Source organism: Nostoc sp., assembly GCF_036917555.1.
In the GTDB taxonomy this organism is placed as follows: Bacteria; Cyanobacteriota; Cyanobacteriia; order Cyanobacteriales; family Nostocaceae; genus Nostoc.
This window is the reverse complement of record NZ_JBALDD010000034.1, coordinates 25614-41710: the sequence shown is the minus strand read 5'-3', so window position 1 is coordinate 41710 and position 16097 is coordinate 25614. Positions and strand designations below refer to the sequence as shown.

The 16097-nt window shown below is 43.5% G+C and carries 12 protein-coding genes; 9 read left to right on the top strand and 3 right to left on the bottom strand.

Going from position 1 to position 16097, the window contains the following annotated elements; all coding sequences use genetic code 11:
* Together V7K60_RS14645 and V7K60_RS14640 are read right to left on the bottom strand one after the other, a co-directional pair.
* Positions 1-924 (bottom strand): leucine-rich repeat domain-containing protein (locus V7K60_RS14645; RefSeq protein WP_334926604.1); only part of this gene is annotated, 924 nt, incomplete at its 3' end.
* A 168-nt stretch (positions 925-1092) separates the two neighbouring features.
* Positions 1093-1356, bottom strand: coding sequence for a hypothetical protein (locus V7K60_RS14640; RefSeq protein WP_334926603.1), 264 nt, complete (start codon positions 1354-1356; stop codon positions 1093-1095).
* A 180-nt stretch (positions 1357-1536) separates the two neighbouring features.
* Between V7K60_RS14640 and V7K60_RS14635 the strand changes: the two genes are divergently transcribed.
* The 3 genes from V7K60_RS14635 to V7K60_RS35255 all read left to right on the top strand — a co-directional run bounded on the left by V7K60_RS14635 (position 1537) and on the right by V7K60_RS35255 (position 3244).
* Positions 1537-1746: a hypothetical protein gene (locus V7K60_RS14635; RefSeq protein WP_334926602.1), complete on the top strand. Its 210-nt coding sequence runs from the start codon at positions 1537-1539 to the stop codon at positions 1744-1746.
* A 257-nt stretch (positions 1747-2003) separates the two neighbouring features.
* On the top strand, positions 2004-2723 hold the full coding sequence (locus V7K60_RS14630; RefSeq protein WP_334926601.1) for a GUN4 domain-containing protein: 720 nt from the start codon (positions 2004-2006) through the stop codon (positions 2721-2723).
* A gap of 431 nt (positions 2724-3154) precedes the next feature.
* Positions 3155-3244, top strand: coding sequence for a nuclease A inhibitor family protein (locus V7K60_RS35255; protein WP_292870531.1), 90 nt, complete (start codon positions 3155-3157; stop codon positions 3242-3244).
* Positions 3245-3325: 81 nt separating this feature from the next.
* On the opposite strand, the gene V7K60_RS14625 is transcribed toward V7K60_RS35255, so the two are convergent.
* Positions 3326-3937, bottom strand: a complete 612-nt coding sequence (locus tag V7K60_RS14625) for a DUF4126 domain-containing protein (protein WP_334926600.1) — start codon at positions 3935-3937, stop codon at positions 3326-3328.
* A gap of 767 nt (positions 3938-4704) precedes the next feature.
* On the opposite strand from V7K60_RS14625, the gene metH reads away from it, so the two are divergent.
* From metH to V7K60_RS14595, 6 genes are all read left to right on the top strand, one after another.
* Positions 4705-8232, top strand: a complete 3528-nt coding sequence (gene metH, locus V7K60_RS14620; RefSeq protein WP_334926599.1) for a methionine synthase — start codon at positions 4705-4707, stop codon at positions 8230-8232.
* A 518-nt stretch (positions 8233-8750) separates the two neighbouring features.
* A complete protein-coding gene (locus V7K60_RS14615; protein ID WP_334926598.1) occupies positions 8751-9392 on the top strand; it encodes a class I SAM-dependent methyltransferase in 642 nt (213 codons plus the stop codon).
* A 52-nt stretch (positions 9393-9444) separates the two neighbouring features.
* Entirely contained in the window at positions 9445-9573 is a 129-nt protein-coding gene (locus V7K60_RS14610) for a hypothetical protein (RefSeq protein ID WP_334926596.1), read from the top strand.
* Positions 9574-9634: 61 nt separating this feature from the next.
* Entirely contained in the window at positions 9635-11623 is a 1989-nt protein-coding gene (gene htpG, locus V7K60_RS14605; RefSeq protein WP_334926594.1) for a molecular chaperone HtpG, read from the top strand.
* A 169-nt stretch (positions 11624-11792) separates the two neighbouring features.
* Positions 11793-12029: a 50S ribosomal protein L28 gene (rpmB, locus tag V7K60_RS14600; RefSeq protein ID WP_334926592.1), complete on the top strand. Its 237-nt coding sequence runs from the start codon at positions 11793-11795 to the stop codon at positions 12027-12029.
* An 833-nt stretch (positions 12030-12862) separates the two neighbouring features.
* Complete coding sequence (locus tag V7K60_RS14595; RefSeq protein ID WP_334926590.1) at positions 12863-16054, top strand: GAF domain-containing sensor histidine kinase; 3192 nt, start codon at positions 12863-12865, stop codon at positions 16052-16054.
* The last annotated feature ends 43 nt before the right edge of the window (positions 16055-16097 follow it).

The following is a 16097-nucleotide window of genomic DNA, read 5'->3' as shown; positions in this document are numbered from 1 at the left end:
CGGCAGGCTGCTGAGTTGATTGTTATTGAGGTATAGCGTTGTCAAGTTGGAGAGTTGGCTGATTTCTGGCGGCAGGCTGCTGAGTTGATTGTTATTGAGGTATAGCGTTGTCAAGTTGGAGAGTTGGCTGATTTCTGGCGGCAGGCTGCTGAGTTGATTGTTATCGAGGTCTAGCCTTGTCAAGTTGGAGAGTTGGCTGATTTCTGGCGGCAGGCTGCTGAGTTGATTGTTATTGAGGTATAGCCTTGTCAAGTTGGAGAGTTGGCTGATTTCTGGCGGCAGGCTGCTGAGTTGATTGTTATCGAGGTATAGCGTTGTCAAGTTGGAGAGTTGGCTGATTTCTGGCGGCAGGCTGCTGAGTTGATTGTTATCGAGGTCTAGCGTTGTCAAGTTGGAGAGTTGGCTGAATTCTGGCGGCAGGCTGCTGAGTTGATTGTTATCGAGGTATAGCCTTGTCAAGTTGGAGAGTTGGCTGAATTCTGGCGGCAGGCTGCTGAGTTGATTGTTATCGAGGTATAGCCTTGTCAAGTTGGAGAGTTGGCTGATTTCTGGCGGCAGGCTGCTAAGTTGATTGTTATTGAGGGATAGCGTTGTCAAGTTGGAGAGTTGGCTGATTTCTGGCGGCAGGCTGCTGAGTTGATTGTTATCGAGGGATAGCGTTGTCAAGTTGGAGAGTTGGCTGATTTCTGGCGGCAGGCTGCTGAGTTGATTGTTATTGAGGGATAGCGTTGTCAAGTTGGAGAGTTGGCTGATTTCTGGCGGCAGGCTGCTGAGTTGATTGTTATCGAGGAATAGCGTTGTCAAGTTGGAGAGTTGGCTGATTTCTGGCGGCAGGCTGCTGAGTTGATTGTTATGGAGGTATAGCTCCGTTACCTTTTCCTTAGCAGCTTGTTCAATAATTTGCAACAGTTCTTCGTTTGTCACCTGCAAACCTCACCAACTCTGTAGCGATATTTACTAAAGTAGTATATCGCAACTAAACGTTAGAGACTGGATTTGTGTGTTCATCTGCGTAATAACGGCTGTCATGTTTAAATTAGCAGGGTGCCGCAGCTACGCCCGTCGTAAACATCGCAACCCTCACAATAACATTCACTCATTCACGAGTATCAAAGACTCGCTCACGAGTATAAAAGACTCGTCAGCGAGTATCAAAGACTCATTCACGAGTATCAAAGACTCGTCGGCGAGTATCAAAGACTCGTCGGCGAGTATAAAAGACTCATTCACGAGTATCAAAGACTCGTCGGCGAGTATCAAAGACTCGTCCACGAGTATCAAAGACTCATCCACGAGTATTAAAGACTCATCCGCGAGTATAAAAGACTCATTCACGAGTATAAAAGACTCGCTCACCAGTATTAAAGACTCATTAACGAAGTTCAAAGGGTGCGTTACGCTTTCGCGCTAACACACCCGAAGACTACGATCGCTTTATAATTGCGATGTCTACGACGGGCGTAGCTGCGGCACCATCAACGCTACAGGCGATCGTCTTATGGCATACATTGAATATAGTTAACAGTCAGCAATTCTATGAGTATTCGTCAAGAATTTCTAAGTGTGATTGAACAACTGAATGATGAGCAGTTATCAGCATTGCAAGATTTAGCTGTTTCTTTCAAGAATGGTGAAAAATCTGTTAATCCTGCTGTTGAATCTCAGGCTTATCAGGATTGGGTAAGTCCTGAGAATGACATTTACGACGAAGTATTTGTTTTGGATAAATCAATACGCTTGAGTTAGCGTCAAAAACCAGTGGAAATGTTGTGTTTCCTTCCTCAACCCAACCTACGACTCTCCTTTACTTTCGCGCTAACATACCCGAAGATCGCTTTATAATTGCGATCGCAGATTCTTGGTTTTACATTATAGTGAAGTGACACAATGGTCTATGATCCACATAGAATAAGCTTTATAACTCTTCGACCTTGTTGAGAATCAGCCGATTTGTGACAAAGCGGCTATTGTCTTTACTCAATAGTTTAACGATAGACTAAGGTATGAAAAAAAAACGAATTCGGCTTGGAGTTGTTGTTCTACTTTTAACAGTCATAGGAACAATATTTCTAGGGGCATTAACTAAAAGCCCGTTTGGAGAAATGGGAACAGAGGTTAAAGCTGTACAACTGCTGTCGAAAAATAATACAGAATCAGAATTGAGAAAACAGGTTGAGAAACCTCTTTCTGAAGATTTATATGTTCAGCTTGAGAATTATTTGAAGTCTCAAAATTGGTTAGCAGCAAATACCCAAACATCCCAACTGATGCTCAATATTGCTAAAAAAGAAAAAGAACAATATTTAACTCCTGACGACATTAATAGTTTTTCTTGTCGAGACCTGCAAAGACTAGACAGACTTTGGGTCGCCAATTCACATAACCGTTTTGGCTTTAGTGTGCAAAAGGAGATATGGATTAAACAGGGAAATCTACTCGATATAAAAGCAAACCCCGCGATAGTTGAGTTGCGAGAAAGTGATCGTAAAACCTATTTACGGTTCGCTAAGTCAGTTGGGTGGGCGTCGGTAAAAGACAATGAAACGACAAGAGGCGAGTACATTGGTATCGACGACTTAACTTCACGTATAAAAAATGATCCAAATCTCTTGAGGGGGAGCTTACCAGTCTTTTCCACAGAACGTATTGCGTATACATTTTGGAGAGGGTGGATACGTTGGACTTACGGTCTTCTCTTGCGATCGCGTCAGTGCGGCTTGTAAAGTCTACCCTATAAGCGTTTCCGAATTTTTAATTATTACAGCACTTTTTATACGACAGAATCAGCATTCCACAAATCCAACGACAAAAGCTCGACTACCTATGCTGCTCAAACTGCTTTGATCTGCCCCAAAGCAGTTTTTTGTTATTGTATTGTTAAAAGTGGATTCTTGCACAAGTACTAACATCAATTGAACCGCATATGGTCAGTTCATTCTCGTCAAACACTGTCCTTTTCTTTGGGCAACCAAATCCTTTAAACATAGCTGTAGTTAGTAGACGCTATTTTAAAATGCCCAAAAGAAATACAGCGATCGCACTTTCCCTTAAGAAATAAGAATAGCATAATCAATTACAAAAGCAAGATGTTCCCAAATTTCAACGACTTGTGCAAACCCTTCGAGACAATCTCAATGCAGTTTAAGTTTATCGGATTGCACAAACAAATATTGATGTTTATATTGTTGGAGAAACTCCAGATGGTGGTTTAGCTGGAGTTGCAACAAAGCTGGTCGAAACTTAGTATCTCTTGCAGAATTTTATCTTTTCTAAATCAATTTAAATTGCAGCCTGTTTATATAAAGACTCATTCCAATTTTCTTGATCAAGAGACTGTTTCGCTAGTTTGAGAAGATGGTTTCTTGAAGAAGAAATTCCAAATTTTTTGAATAGCTATTATTAGACAACCAATTACAATCACTCCTGCTACCACTGGTAAAGCTAGCGCCAGCACAGACAGTGCGATTGCGATGACCAACTCAATGGTTGACACAACAGGATTGGTTAATCCACCTGAAACGCTTGTAGAACTTATCCGCAATGTATTCATTAATCCCTTAGTTAATCCTGCGGTTCCACCACCTGCAATTAAAGCTAACGTCCATTGCACCAGTGGATTCATCTCTGGAGCAACAGATGCTGTTACGATTGTCCCGGCGATAAATGCCGCAGGTGTGGCAACAATATCCAGCAGATGATCCAACCAAGGAATGTAATAACCGGTAATTTCTAGCAAACAAGCAACTGCAAATACAATTACAGCTTGAGGTGTTTCCAGCCAATCAAAGTTAGTCGGCAAATCTAAATGTCCAAAAACTGAAGTCACACTCAATGCTAGCAGTGGTACAAATACTCGAAAGCCAGCCGCCGCGCTCAAACTAATCCCCAGTAATAATTCAATAAATGTATTTAGATTGAACAAAGAATTTAAATCCATAGTAAGACTCAAATTATACTCCTGATGTTTTATTCCATCTTTGAGCTGAACGGAGTGACAACTCTAAGCTGTGATCCTAAGATAAGAAACTTGGCGAAAGTATTTCATCTGACTATGTGTAGAATTCAGTGAAACCCCACCTATGTCAATACTGCGTAGGTTTTGCCTAAAAAATAACTCTAATGTAGGTTGCGTTGAAGATTGTGAGCCTGCGACCTGTAGAGTGATATCATATCCGCATAATTAGTTAACCACAGTCATTACACCCTAACCCCTCCCCAATGGTGTCGAATTACCCCCCTTAATCCCCCCTTTGCAAGGGGGGAAACAAGAAATCCAGTTCCCTCCCTTTATAAGGCTACGGTGTACACACAAGTCGAATTACCCCCCTTAGAAAGAGGGGAAATAAGAAATCCAGTTCCCTCCCCTTTATAAGGGGAGGGTTAGGGTGGGGTAAAACCTTGGTTAATCAGCTATTTCAGACTTGTGTGTAAACCGTAGGCTTGCGGGGAGGGGAGAGAAAGTGCAACTTTGGCGAGGTGGGGTTGTACGAGTTTAATAAGCAATCAAGCGGATATGATATGAGGGCGCTTTTGTATAATTCTACCGTCGTCAACCTTGAGAAATCAGGTCAAAATGAGCGAATGGTGAGTTTCAGCAAAACTGAATTTTTTAAATAGTGCCCAAAATATCACAATTTGGGAAAATAATAAAGTAAGTGGAGTATCACAAAACTCACTTGATTTGCTCATTTATTCTAGGAAAATATGACTCATCCTTTCCTTGAACGCCTGCGTAGTCCAGATAGCCCAGTCCTCGTCTTCGACGGGGCGATGGGAACCAACCTCCAAACCCAAAACCTCACTGCTGAAGACTTCGGTGGCCCACAGTATGAAGGTTGTAACGAATACTTAGTCCACACGAACCCTGAAGCTGTTGCTAAGGTTCACCGTGACTTTCTCGCTGCTGGTGCAGATGTGATTGAAACGGATACCTTTGGCAGTACCTCCCTAGTGCTGGCAGAATATGACTTAGCAGACCAAGCCTATTACCTCAGCAAGACAGCCGCAGAATTGGCGAAGCGTGTGGCTGCGGAATTTTCCACGCCAGAAAAACCCCGGTTTGTGGCAGGTTCTATCGGCCCGACAACTAAACTCCCTACCTTGGGACATATTGACTTTGACACCATGAAAGCTACTTTTGCTGAACAAGCAGAAGCGCTGTGGGATGGTGGTGTCGATTTATTTCTGGTGGAGACTTGCCAAGATGTGCTGCAAATTAAAGCGGCGCTGAATGGAATTGAAGAAGTGTTTGCCAAAAAAGGCGATCGCCGTCCGTTGATGGTGTCTGTGACAATGGAAAGCATGGGCACAATGTTGGTTGGTTCCGAAATCAGCGCTGTGCTGACAATTCTGGAACATTACCCTATAGATATTCTCGGTCTAAATTGCGCCACAGGCCCAGACTTGATGAAACCACATATCAAGTATCTGGCAGAACATTCACCTTTCATCGTTTCCTGTATTCCCAACGCGGGTTTACCTGAAAACGTCGGCGGTCAAGCGCACTACCGCCTAACACCGTTGGAATTACGGATGTCGCTGATGCATTTTGTTGAAGATTTGGGTGTCCAAGTGATTGGGGGTTGCTGTGGGACGCGTCCAGAACACATTCAACAATTGGCAGAAGTCGCTAAAGGTCTGAAGCCGAAAGTTAGACAACCTAGTTTAGAACCAGCAGCAGCATCAATTTACACCACTCAACCTTACGAGCAAGATAATTCCTTCTTAATTGTTGGTGAACGTCTTAACGCCAGTGGTTCCAAGAAGTGCCGCGATTTGCTAAACGCGGAAGATTGGGATGGACTCGTTTCAATGGCGAGGGCACAAGTCAAAGAAGGCGCACACATCCTTGATGTCAACGTCGATTATGTGGGACGCGACGGTGTGCGCGATATGCACGAATTAGTTTCGCGCATTGTCAATAATGTGACACTACCTTTAATGCTTGACTCCACCGAATGGGAAAAGATGGAGGCGGGTTTAAAGATTGCTGGTGGTAAGTGTTTGCTGAACTCCACCAACTACGAAGATGGGGAACCGCGCTTTTTGAAGGTGCTGGAGTTAGCGAAGAAATACGGTGCTGGTGTAGTCATTGGTACTATCGATGAAGATGGAATGGCGCGGACAGCAGACAAAAAATTTGCGATCGCCCAACGTGCATACCATCAAGCTGTAGAATATGGTATACCACCCACAGAAATATTCTTTGATACCCTAGCGTTACCCATTTCCACCGGGATTGAAGAAGACCGAGAAAACGGTAAGGCAACAATTGAATCCATTCGGCGAATTCGTCAAGGATTGCCTGGATGTCATGTGATTTTGGGTGTTTCCAATATTTCCTTTGGTTTGAATCCAGCCTCGCGGATGGTGTTGAACTCGGTGTTTTTACACGAGGCGACGACGGCGGGAATGGATGCAGCTATTGTCAGCGCTAACAAGATTTTACCGCTTTCCAAGATTGAGGAACGCCATCAAGAAATCTGTCGGCAGTTGATTTATGATCAGCGGAAGTTTGAGGGTAATGCTTGCGTTTATGATCCCTTGGGAGAGCTTACCACAGTGTTTGCTGGGGTGACAACTAAGCGTGATCGCTCCTTAGATGAAAGTCTTCCCATCCCAGAACGTCTCAAACGTCACATCATCGACGGCGAACGCATTGGCCTAGAAGAACATCTGAAAAAAGCCTTAGAAGAACATCCCCCTTTAGAAATTATCAACACCTTCTTGCTAGATGGCATGAAAGTTGTTGGGGAATTGTTCGGTTCTGGACAAATGCAGCTACCCTTCGTCTTGCAATCTGCGGAAACCATGAAAGCGGCGGTAGCGTTTTTAGAACCGTTTATGGAAAAATCAGAATCAGGCAACAATGCCAAGGGAACCTTTATCATTGCCACAGTCAAAGGCGATGTCCACGACATTGGTAAAAACTTAGTGGATATCATCTTGTCCAACAACGGCTACAAGGTGATTAACCTGGGAATTAAACAGCCGGTAGAAAACATCATCAACGCTTACGAACAGCACAAAGCTGATTGTATTGCCATGAGTGGTTTGCTGGTGAAATCCACCGCCTTCATGAAAGAAAACTTGGAGGTATTCAACGAAAAAGGAATTAGTGTCCCCGTAATTTTAGGTGGTGCGGCATTGACTCCCAAGTTTGTCTATGAAGATTGCCAAAAAACCTATAAAGGTAAAGTTGTTTATGGCAAAGATGCCTTTTCTGACTTGCACTTCATGGATAAATTAATGCCAGCAAAAGCTGCTCATAACTGGCAAGATTTGCAGGGATTTTTGAACGAAGTTGAAACGGCTGAAGTTTCGACAAATGGTCACAAAGAATCAAAAGCTACAACTGCTGAAGAAACATCTGCTGAACCAAAAGAAGTAGATACAAGACGTTCTGAAGCTGTGGCTGTAGATATTGAACGTCCCACACCGCCTTTTTGGGGAACGAAGTTATTGCAGCCTAGTGATATTCCTATCGAGGAAATATTCTGGCATTTAGATTTACAAGCTTTAATTGCTGGACAGTGGCAATTCCGCAAACCAAAGGAACAATCTAAGGAAGAATATCAGGCTTTCTTGGCTGAGAAAGTGTACCCAGTTTTAGAAACTTGGAAACAGCGAATTATCGAAGAGGATCTGTTACATCCCCAGGTGATTTATGGGTATTTTCCTTGTCAAGCCGAGGGGAATTATCTACATATATATAACTCAGAGAACCAATCACAACAGGTTGCAACTTTCGAGTTTCCCAGACAAAAGTCTTTAAGGCGGCTGTGCATAGCAGATTTCTTTGCACCGAAGGAATCGGGAATTATTGATGTCTTCCCAATGCAGGCGGTGACTGTAGGAGAGATTGCCACAGAGTTCGCCCAAAAGCTGTTTGCTGCCAATCAATACACCGATTATCTGTATTTCCACGGTATGGCAGTGCAGGTGGCAGAGGCTGTAGCTGAATGGACACACGCCAGAATTCGCCAGGAGTTGGGTTTTGCTGCTGAGGAACCCGGCAATATTCGGGATATACTGGCACAACGCTATCGTGGCTCGCGGTATAGTTTCGGGTATCCAGCTTGTCCAAATATTCAGGATCAGTACAAACAACTGGAGTTATTGCAGACTGACAGGATTAACTTGTATATGGACGAAAGCGAACAACTTTATCCAGAACAGTCTACCACTGCGATTATTACCTATCACCCATTAGCAAAATACTTTAGCGCGTAGAATCCTACCTGTTAAACCAATACGCTTGGTGTTAGTGATATTTTGCCTTGGAAAATTCCTCTTCAAAGCCTCTCTCCTTCTAGGCTAAGGTGTACACACAAGTCCTTTTCACGCCCTCTAACTCGCCCTTAGTAAGGGCTACGGTGTACACACAAGTCGAATTACCCCCCTTAATCCCCCCTTTCCAAGGGGGGAAACAAGAAATCCAGTTCCCTCCCCTTTATAAGGAGAGGGTTAGGGTGGGGTAAAACCTTGGTTAATCAGCTATTTCAAACTTGTGTGTACACTGTAGCTTAGTAAGGGGGAGAACCGGATATTTTCCCCAATGCATCGGGGAGATTAAGGGGGTAAATCCAGGGTTTGGGCTTCATTACCTAGATGTATGTACACCGTAGCCTTCTAGGAGATGTATTGTATACAAACGAAACAAAGTACTGTTACTTTCATGATTTTTCCGGGAATCCTGTAGTTGTATACCCAGCAAATTTGTTAATCTCTCAGCTTAGGTAGGCTTATTTATGCAACTCATCAGCTCGTTAGATATTAGAAATTCAGAATATTTATCAAAAAATCGCCTCATCAGTTACCATCACCAGTTGCGTCTAATTTTTTCGCTGGGTAATCAGGTAAAAAACGTTCTGGAAATTGGGATTTTTAATTCTCTGTTAACAGACATCTTGAAGAATAATGGATACAACGTCTCCACTGCTGATGTTGACCCCAGCCTCAAACCAGAAATAATTTTGGATTTGACTACAGATTTTTCATTACCAAAAGATAAATTTGATGCGATTGTCCTGTTTCAAGTGCTGGAACACTTCCCCTACGAACAGTCAGAAGAAGCATTGAGAAAACTTGCTATTGCAACTAAGAAATTTTTGGTGATTTCGATTCCCTATAGCACTCAATACCTCTCGTTTCAGGTGAAAACCTCTTTCTCAGGTAGACCAAGGCATTTACTGTTCAATGTCCCAAAATTCTGGAGTACAACGCCAGTCTGTGACGAACACTACTGGGAAATGGGTTTGAAAGGTTATCCGCAAACACGGATTTTAAACTCTGTTGCCAAAGCTGGGTTAACTGTTAAGCAAGAATTTATCGATCCCACTTATCCATACCACTATTTTTTGGTGTTGGAGAAAAATTCTAATAATACTTAAACAGCAATCTGTGAAGAGTGGGGAATCAGGAGTAGGGAATCCGAATCAGAAAATGGCGGCAAACAATGCTCAAAAAACGAGCGTAGGCGCAGCCCGTCGTAGACATCGCTTAAGTTATGCTTTTAAAATCCTAATTGGTATTATGCCCTTCTGTGTTCTCCGGGTTTATCCTGGAAAATAGATGGCTAAGTTGTATTACCTACTATCATCGTTTCAGATACTAACATCGAAAACTACCAATTATGCTAGAACAAGGCACTATCAGTATTCATACTGAAAATATTTTCCCGATCATTAAGAAGTCGCTTTACTCAGATCACCAAATCTTCTTGCGGGAACTGGTATCCAACGCTGTAGACGCCATCCAAAAGCTGAAAATGGTATCCCGCGCCGGAGATTATGCTGGAGACATCGACGAACCAGAAATTGAAATTGCCATTGACAAAGATCAGAAAACCCTATCCATCTCCGATAACGGTATCGGGATGACTGCAGATGAAGTTAAAAAATATATCAATCAAGTTGCCTTCTCTAGTGCTGAAGAATTTATTCATAAATATGAAGGCAAATCAGATCAACCGATAATCGGTCACTTTGGTCTTGGTTTCTACTCTTCCTTCATGGTGGCGCAAAAGGTAGAAATTGATACCTTTTCTTACCAAGAAGGGGCGCAGGCGGTTCACTGGTCTTGTGATGGTTCCCCAGCATTCACCCTAGAAGACTCGCCCCGAACAACTCGCGGTACTACTATTACTCTCAGCCTACAAGGAGAAGAAGAGGAGTTTCTCGAATCAGCACGGATTAAGAATCTTGTCAAGACCTATTGCGACTTCTTGCCAGTCCCAATTAAACTGGATGGTGAAGTAGTAAATAAGCAAAAAGCACCGTGGCGAGAGTCTCCAAGTAACCTAACTCAAGAAGATTATTTAGAGTTTTATCGCTACCTGTATCCTTTTCAGGAAGAACCTTTGTTATGGGTACATCTAAATACAGACTATCCCTTTATCATCAACGGGATTCTATATTTCCCGAAAATGAAACCGGATGTAGATGTTACGAAAGGACAGATCAAGCTATTTTGTAATCAAGTTTTTGTCAGCGACAACTGCGAAGAAATTATCCCGCAATTTCTGATGCCGATGCGGGGTGTGATTGATAGTACCGATATTCCCCTAAACGTATCGCGCAGTGCTTTGCAAGGCGATCGCACCGTGCGGAGAATTGGTGATTACATTGCCAAAAAAGTAGGCGATCGCCTCAAAGAACTTTTCCGCGATAACCGCGAACAATACATTAGCGCGTGGAAAGACCTCGGTACTTTTGTGAAATTCGGCGTTCTCAACGACGAGAAATTCAAAAAACAAATTGAAGATATCATCGTCTTCCGCACCACCGCCAAGCTGACAGAAAAAGTTGCTGCTGAAACTCCAGTGGTTGAAGTCCAGTCTTCAGATGGGGATGCTTGGCAAGATGTCACTCCTTCACCCAGTTCTGAGAACTCAGCACCCAGCGCTCCCTATACTACGCTGAAAGAGTATCTAGAACGCAACAAAGAACGCCACGAAAACCGGGTTTTCTACAGCACCGATGGAGCAACTCAAGCTACATACATAGAACTGCACAAAAATCAAGGCTTGGAAGTCCTGTTTATGGACTCCTTCATTGACACCCACTTTATCAACTTCCTAGAGCGGGAATATCAGGATGTCAAGTTTACGCGGGTAGACTCAGATTTAGATAATACCCTGCTAGAGCAAGACAAAGCTACGGAAATTGTTGATCCTAAGACGAACAAAACTCGGAGTGAGACGATCAAAGAGTTATTTGAGAAATCCCTCAATAAACCCAAACTCAACATCCGTACCGAAGCTTTGAAATCAGACGATCCTCAAGGAACACCACCTGCGATCGTGCTTTTACCAGAAATTCTCCGCCGCCTGCGGGAAATGAACGCCATGATGCAGCAGCAGTCAGCAGAGTTTCCCGAAGACCACATTTTGCTAGTGAATACTGCTCACCCACTGATTCAAAATCTGGCAAATCTGAACCAAGGTAGTATCATTCAAGGTGATGGTGAATCGCCTACAGATCAATTAGTCAACTTGATTTGCCAACACGTTTATGATTTAGCCCTCATGTCTCAGAAAGGATTTGACGCTGAGGGAATGAAATCTTTCGTTGAGCGATCAAATGAGGTACTCACCAAGCTGACGGAACAAGCAAGTAAATAGTGCTGTTAGCGGAAGCGGGGCGTTTAGCCCGTGCCGAGTAGGAAGTTAGGAGTTAGGAGTTAGGAGTTATTTCTCCCCTGCTCCCCTATCTCCCTCATCTCCCCACTTCTGCTGCCTAAGACCTAAAATGGAAAGGCTGTATTAAAATAACAATCTGGAGATATTTGCTATGTCCCGTCGCTGTGAACTAACTGGTAAGAAGGCAAATAACGCTTTTTCTGTTTCCCACTCTCACCGCCGTACTAAACGCCTTCAGCACGCTAATCTGCAAAACAAACGTGTTTGGTGGGAAGGCGGAAATCGCTGGGTGAGATTAAAGCTGTCTACCAAAGCAATTAAAACCTTACAAATTAATGGGTTAGAAGCAATGGCAAAAGAAGCTGGCATTAACCTAAATCATTACTAAGTAATCTGGATTTCGTAACCCGAAACTTTCGTAGCTTGGAATATAGGTGATTCGTAGGGGCGCATAGTTGATCTGTGCGCCTCTAATGTTTATTACATCTTGAATGGCAGGCTTTATATATTTTGAATTACAGCAGATTGCAACTTGGTGAAGCAGCGCTACGCGAACGCGGAGCGTCTCGTAGAGAAGGAAGGGGGTTTCCCCCATGAGCGACTGCTGTTAGCGACACAGGAGCGTCACCTGCAGGGTGAGGTACAGATTATCGTAAGGGCACAACATTGTTGTGCCCCTACCTGTGTACCTCATTTATCTGAAAACGCTGTATGTTGGCAGCAAGAGAGAAATATAGGAATCCGTTTTGATTTGGAGAACTTATTTGGTTTAGCAGACAATAGATAAGAGCAAAAAGGCTCCTTGAATTATACTGAGCTTTTTGACGCAATCAAATATGAGTTCTTTATGCAATTGTTACACTACAGATAAATCACGGTGTATCTGAATAAAATACTTACCAGTTTTCTATTCTTCATAATTGAAGTTAAACCGCTCTGTACTCAAAATTAATTAATCATTTATTTTGTAATTGCTCAACATCCTTGACAAGAGGCAGAGATAGAGATTACCTAAAAAAATGGAAAAACTGCCTGACCTAAAACAACTATCGAAAGAGGCAAAAGAAGCCTTGATAGTAGATATCTAGGAGGAAATCCAGAAACTAAAAATCGTACTAGAAGCTCGAAGTAATCAAGACTCTCTAGCAGCCAAAACTAGTTGAGCGATTACAAATAAACAAGGGAATACTGAAAGTAGGTAGTCTATTTTATTTATACTTTATGACAACGAACAGTTATGAAGCGTCGAACCACTTAGACCTGCAAGAGTGTCATAAACAGCTACAGCTAACGGTTCAATATCAAAAAATATTGTCGAGGATTCTGGCTAAGATTCGCGCATCTGTAAACATTGAATCCCTCTGTTCGACTTCTTGTCAAGATATTTGTCGGCAATTGAAGATTGAGCGAGTTGCAATCTACCGCTTCAACACTGACTGGAGCGGTAGTTTTATCAATCGCTTTGGCTTTGCAGAACATCCTTGGGATGCATTGACCGCATTTGGACAGGATTTGGTGTGGCAAGATTCGCATTTGCAAGAAACCCAAGGAGGACGATATCGCAAAAATGAGCCGTTTGCTGTGACTGACATTTACGATGCAGGGCATGCTCGCTGTCATATCGAAGTATTAGAACAGTTTCAGATTCGGGCGTATGCGATCGCACCGATTTTTATTGGTGCAAAATTGTGGGGAATGCTTGCAGCCTATCAACACTCCGCTCCTCGGCAATGGTGTCTTCACGAAGTTGAATTCTTTGCTCAAGCTGCCAGCCATCTTGGTCTAGCAATGCAACAGGCAGAAAATTTAGAACAGACTAAACAACGCACAGCAGAACTACAAGATGCGATCGCGCGGCAACGTGCCTTGACGGAAGTGGTAGGAAATATTCGCTCGTCTGTAAATACCAAAATTATTCTAGACACTGCCTGTCAAGAACTCTGCAAACTCCTGAAGTTGGAACGGGCAGCAATTTACCGCTTTAATGAAGACTGGAGCGGCGAATTTGTCAGCCAATTCGGGATGGTAGAAGCGCAGTGGAATAGAATCCATCCTTTTGGCAAAAATCTCGTTTGGGAAGATACCCACCTCCAAGAAACGAAAGGTGGACGCTACCGCAATAACGAAAGTTTTGTTGTCAACGACATCTACCAGGCCGGACACTCGCGTTGTCACATCGATATTCTGGAGCAATTCAAGATTCGGGCATATACCTTAGCGCCCATATTCATCGGCCCAAAACTGTGGGGACTGATAGCAGCCTATCAACACTCCGGGCCGCGCCAATGGGCAAATTACGAAGTTGAATTCCTCGGACAGGTAGGCGCACAATTGGGAGTCGCAATTCAGCAAGCCGAGAATTTGGCTCAGTCGAAACAACAAGCTTCTGCCCTACAAGATGCGATCGCTCGGCAACGAGCATTAACTGAAGTGGTTGGGAAAATTCGCTCCTCTTTAAATATTGATTTAATCCTAAAAACTACTTGCCAAGAAGTATGTAAACTGCTGCGAGTTGAGCGGGTTGGTGTTTATCGCTTCAATGAAGACTGGAGTGGCGAATTCGTCAGTAATTTCGGCATGGTTGAGGCACAGTGGGACAGCATCAATCCCTTTGGTAAAAATCTCGTTTGGGAAGATACCCACCTCCAAGAAACCAAAGGCGGACGCTACCGCAACAACGAAAATTTTGCTGTAGAGGATATCTACCAAGCCGGACACTCGCGCTGTCACCTTGATATTTTGGAGCAATTCAAAATTCGCGCTTATGCGTTAACCCCAATTTTTGTAGGACGGAATCTCTGGGGATTATTGGCTGCCTATCAACATTCTGCACCGCGCCAGTGGGATAGTGTGGAAGTGGAATTTTTGGGACAGGTTGCTAGCCAACTGGGAGTAGCACTGCAAAGTTCTCAAATGGTAACTCAAATTCAAACTCGCGCTGATGAACTGCAACAATCGGCTGAACAGCGCCGGATTTTATTTGATTTGGTCGTCAAAATTCGGGAATCGTTGGATTTGGAGACGATTTTTAAGACTACAGTACAGGAAGTGCGGCGATCGCTGAATACGGATCGAGTCGGCATCTTCCGCTTCGATTCAAATGTCGGTTTTTGCAGCGGTGAATTTATTGCTGAAGATGTATTACCCAAGTTCGATTCTACCCTCGCCGTGAAGGTGCAAGACTATTGCTTCGGCGATCAATATGCACCCCAATATCGTCAAGGGCAAGTGCAAGTTATATCTGATGTCAACAGCGTTGGCTCCAAAGTACCTCATCTGGATGTGATTGAGCGATTCCAAGTCAAAGCACAGATTATTGTGCCGTTGATGGAAGGTGATGAACTGTGGGGATTGTTGTGCATTCACCAATGCACCCATACACGTCATTGGGAAGAAGCTGAATTGGAATTTGTTACCCAAGTGGCGGCTCAACTCAGTGTAGCGCTGCGTCAAGCCAACTTGTTTCAACAATCTAGTTTGCTGGGTCAAACTCGTGAAGAAGCGAATCAACTCGCCCAAGCACTGAATGAACTGCGTACTGCCCAAATGCAAATTATCCACGCTGAAAAAATGGCCAGTTTGGGGCAACTGGTGGCGGGAGTTGCTCATGAAATTAATAACCCGATTAATTTCATCCACGGCAACTTGGAACACGCTCACCAATACACGCAAGAATTGCTTCGCTATGTGCAGCTTTATTGGCATCATTATCCTGATGCCGCACCAGAAATCCAAGAGTTCTTTAGAAAAGCCGAAATAGAGTATTTGGTCGATGACTTACCTCAATTATTCCAGTCCATGCAGGTCGGCACTGAACGCATTCGTGAAATTGTCACATCTTTGCGGAACTTCTCGCGCTTAGATGAAGCTGACTTCAAGCCAGCAAATATTCACGAAGGCATCGACAGTACATTAATGATTTTGCAAAACCGTTTGAAGCCCTCAGCCGATAGCCTCACCATTCATGTAAGCAAAGATTATGCTACTTTACCTCTAATAGAATGCTATCCCGGTCAGTTGAATCAGGTATTTATGAATTTGCTGTCCAATGCCATTGATGCTCTAGAAGAACGAACCACGCAGGAATCTTCTGAAGTACTGGCAAAAAACCCCAGCAAAATCCGAATTTCTACCTCTCTGCTCAATAAAGATTGGATTGTCATTCGCATCGCCGACAACGGACTCGGCATAGATGAAAAAGTCCTCTCTCGACTGTTCGATCCATTTTTTACTACCAAGGTTGTTGGTAAAGGCACAGGACTGGGATTGTCTATCAGCTATCAGATAGTCACAGAAAAACATAACGGCAAGATATACTGTCAATCTGAACTTGGCAAAGGTACAGAGTTTGTGATTGAGTTGCCGATTCATCAGGTCGCAGCTAGAAGATCAGTAGCTAATACCAATTCGTAATTCGTAATGACGCTCGTGACGCTCAATGACTCGCTCTAAGCGA

Coding starts and splice junctions, on each gene's coding strand:
- V7K60_RS14615 (WP_334926598.1), top strand. CDS start 8,751: ATGCAACTCATCAGCTCGTTAGATATTAGAAATTCAGAATATTTATCA.
- V7K60_RS14595 (WP_334926590.1), top strand. CDS start 12,863: ATGACAACGAACAGTTATGAAGCGTCGAACCACTTAGACCTGCAAGAG.
- V7K60_RS14635 (WP_334926602.1), top strand. CDS start 1,537: ATGAGTATTCGTCAAGAATTTCTAAGTGTGATTGAACAACTGAATGAT.
- V7K60_RS14630 (WP_334926601.1), top strand. CDS start 2,004: ATGAAAAAAAAACGAATTCGGCTTGGAGTTGTTGTTCTACTTTTAACA.
- rpmB (WP_334926592.1), top strand. CDS start 11,793: ATGTCCCGTCGCTGTGAACTAACTGGTAAGAAGGCAAATAACGCTTTT.
- V7K60_RS14610 (WP_334926596.1), top strand. CDS start 9,445: ATGGCGGCAAACAATGCTCAAAAAACGAGCGTAGGCGCAGCCCGTCGT.
- V7K60_RS14625 (WP_334926600.1), bottom strand. CDS start 3,937: ATGGATTTAAATTCTTTGTTCAATCTAAATACATTTATTGAATTATTA.
- metH (WP_334926599.1), top strand. CDS start 4,705: ATGACTCATCCTTTCCTTGAACGCCTGCGTAGTCCAGATAGCCCAGTC.
- htpG (WP_334926594.1), top strand. CDS start 9,635: ATGCTAGAACAAGGCACTATCAGTATTCATACTGAAAATATTTTCCCG.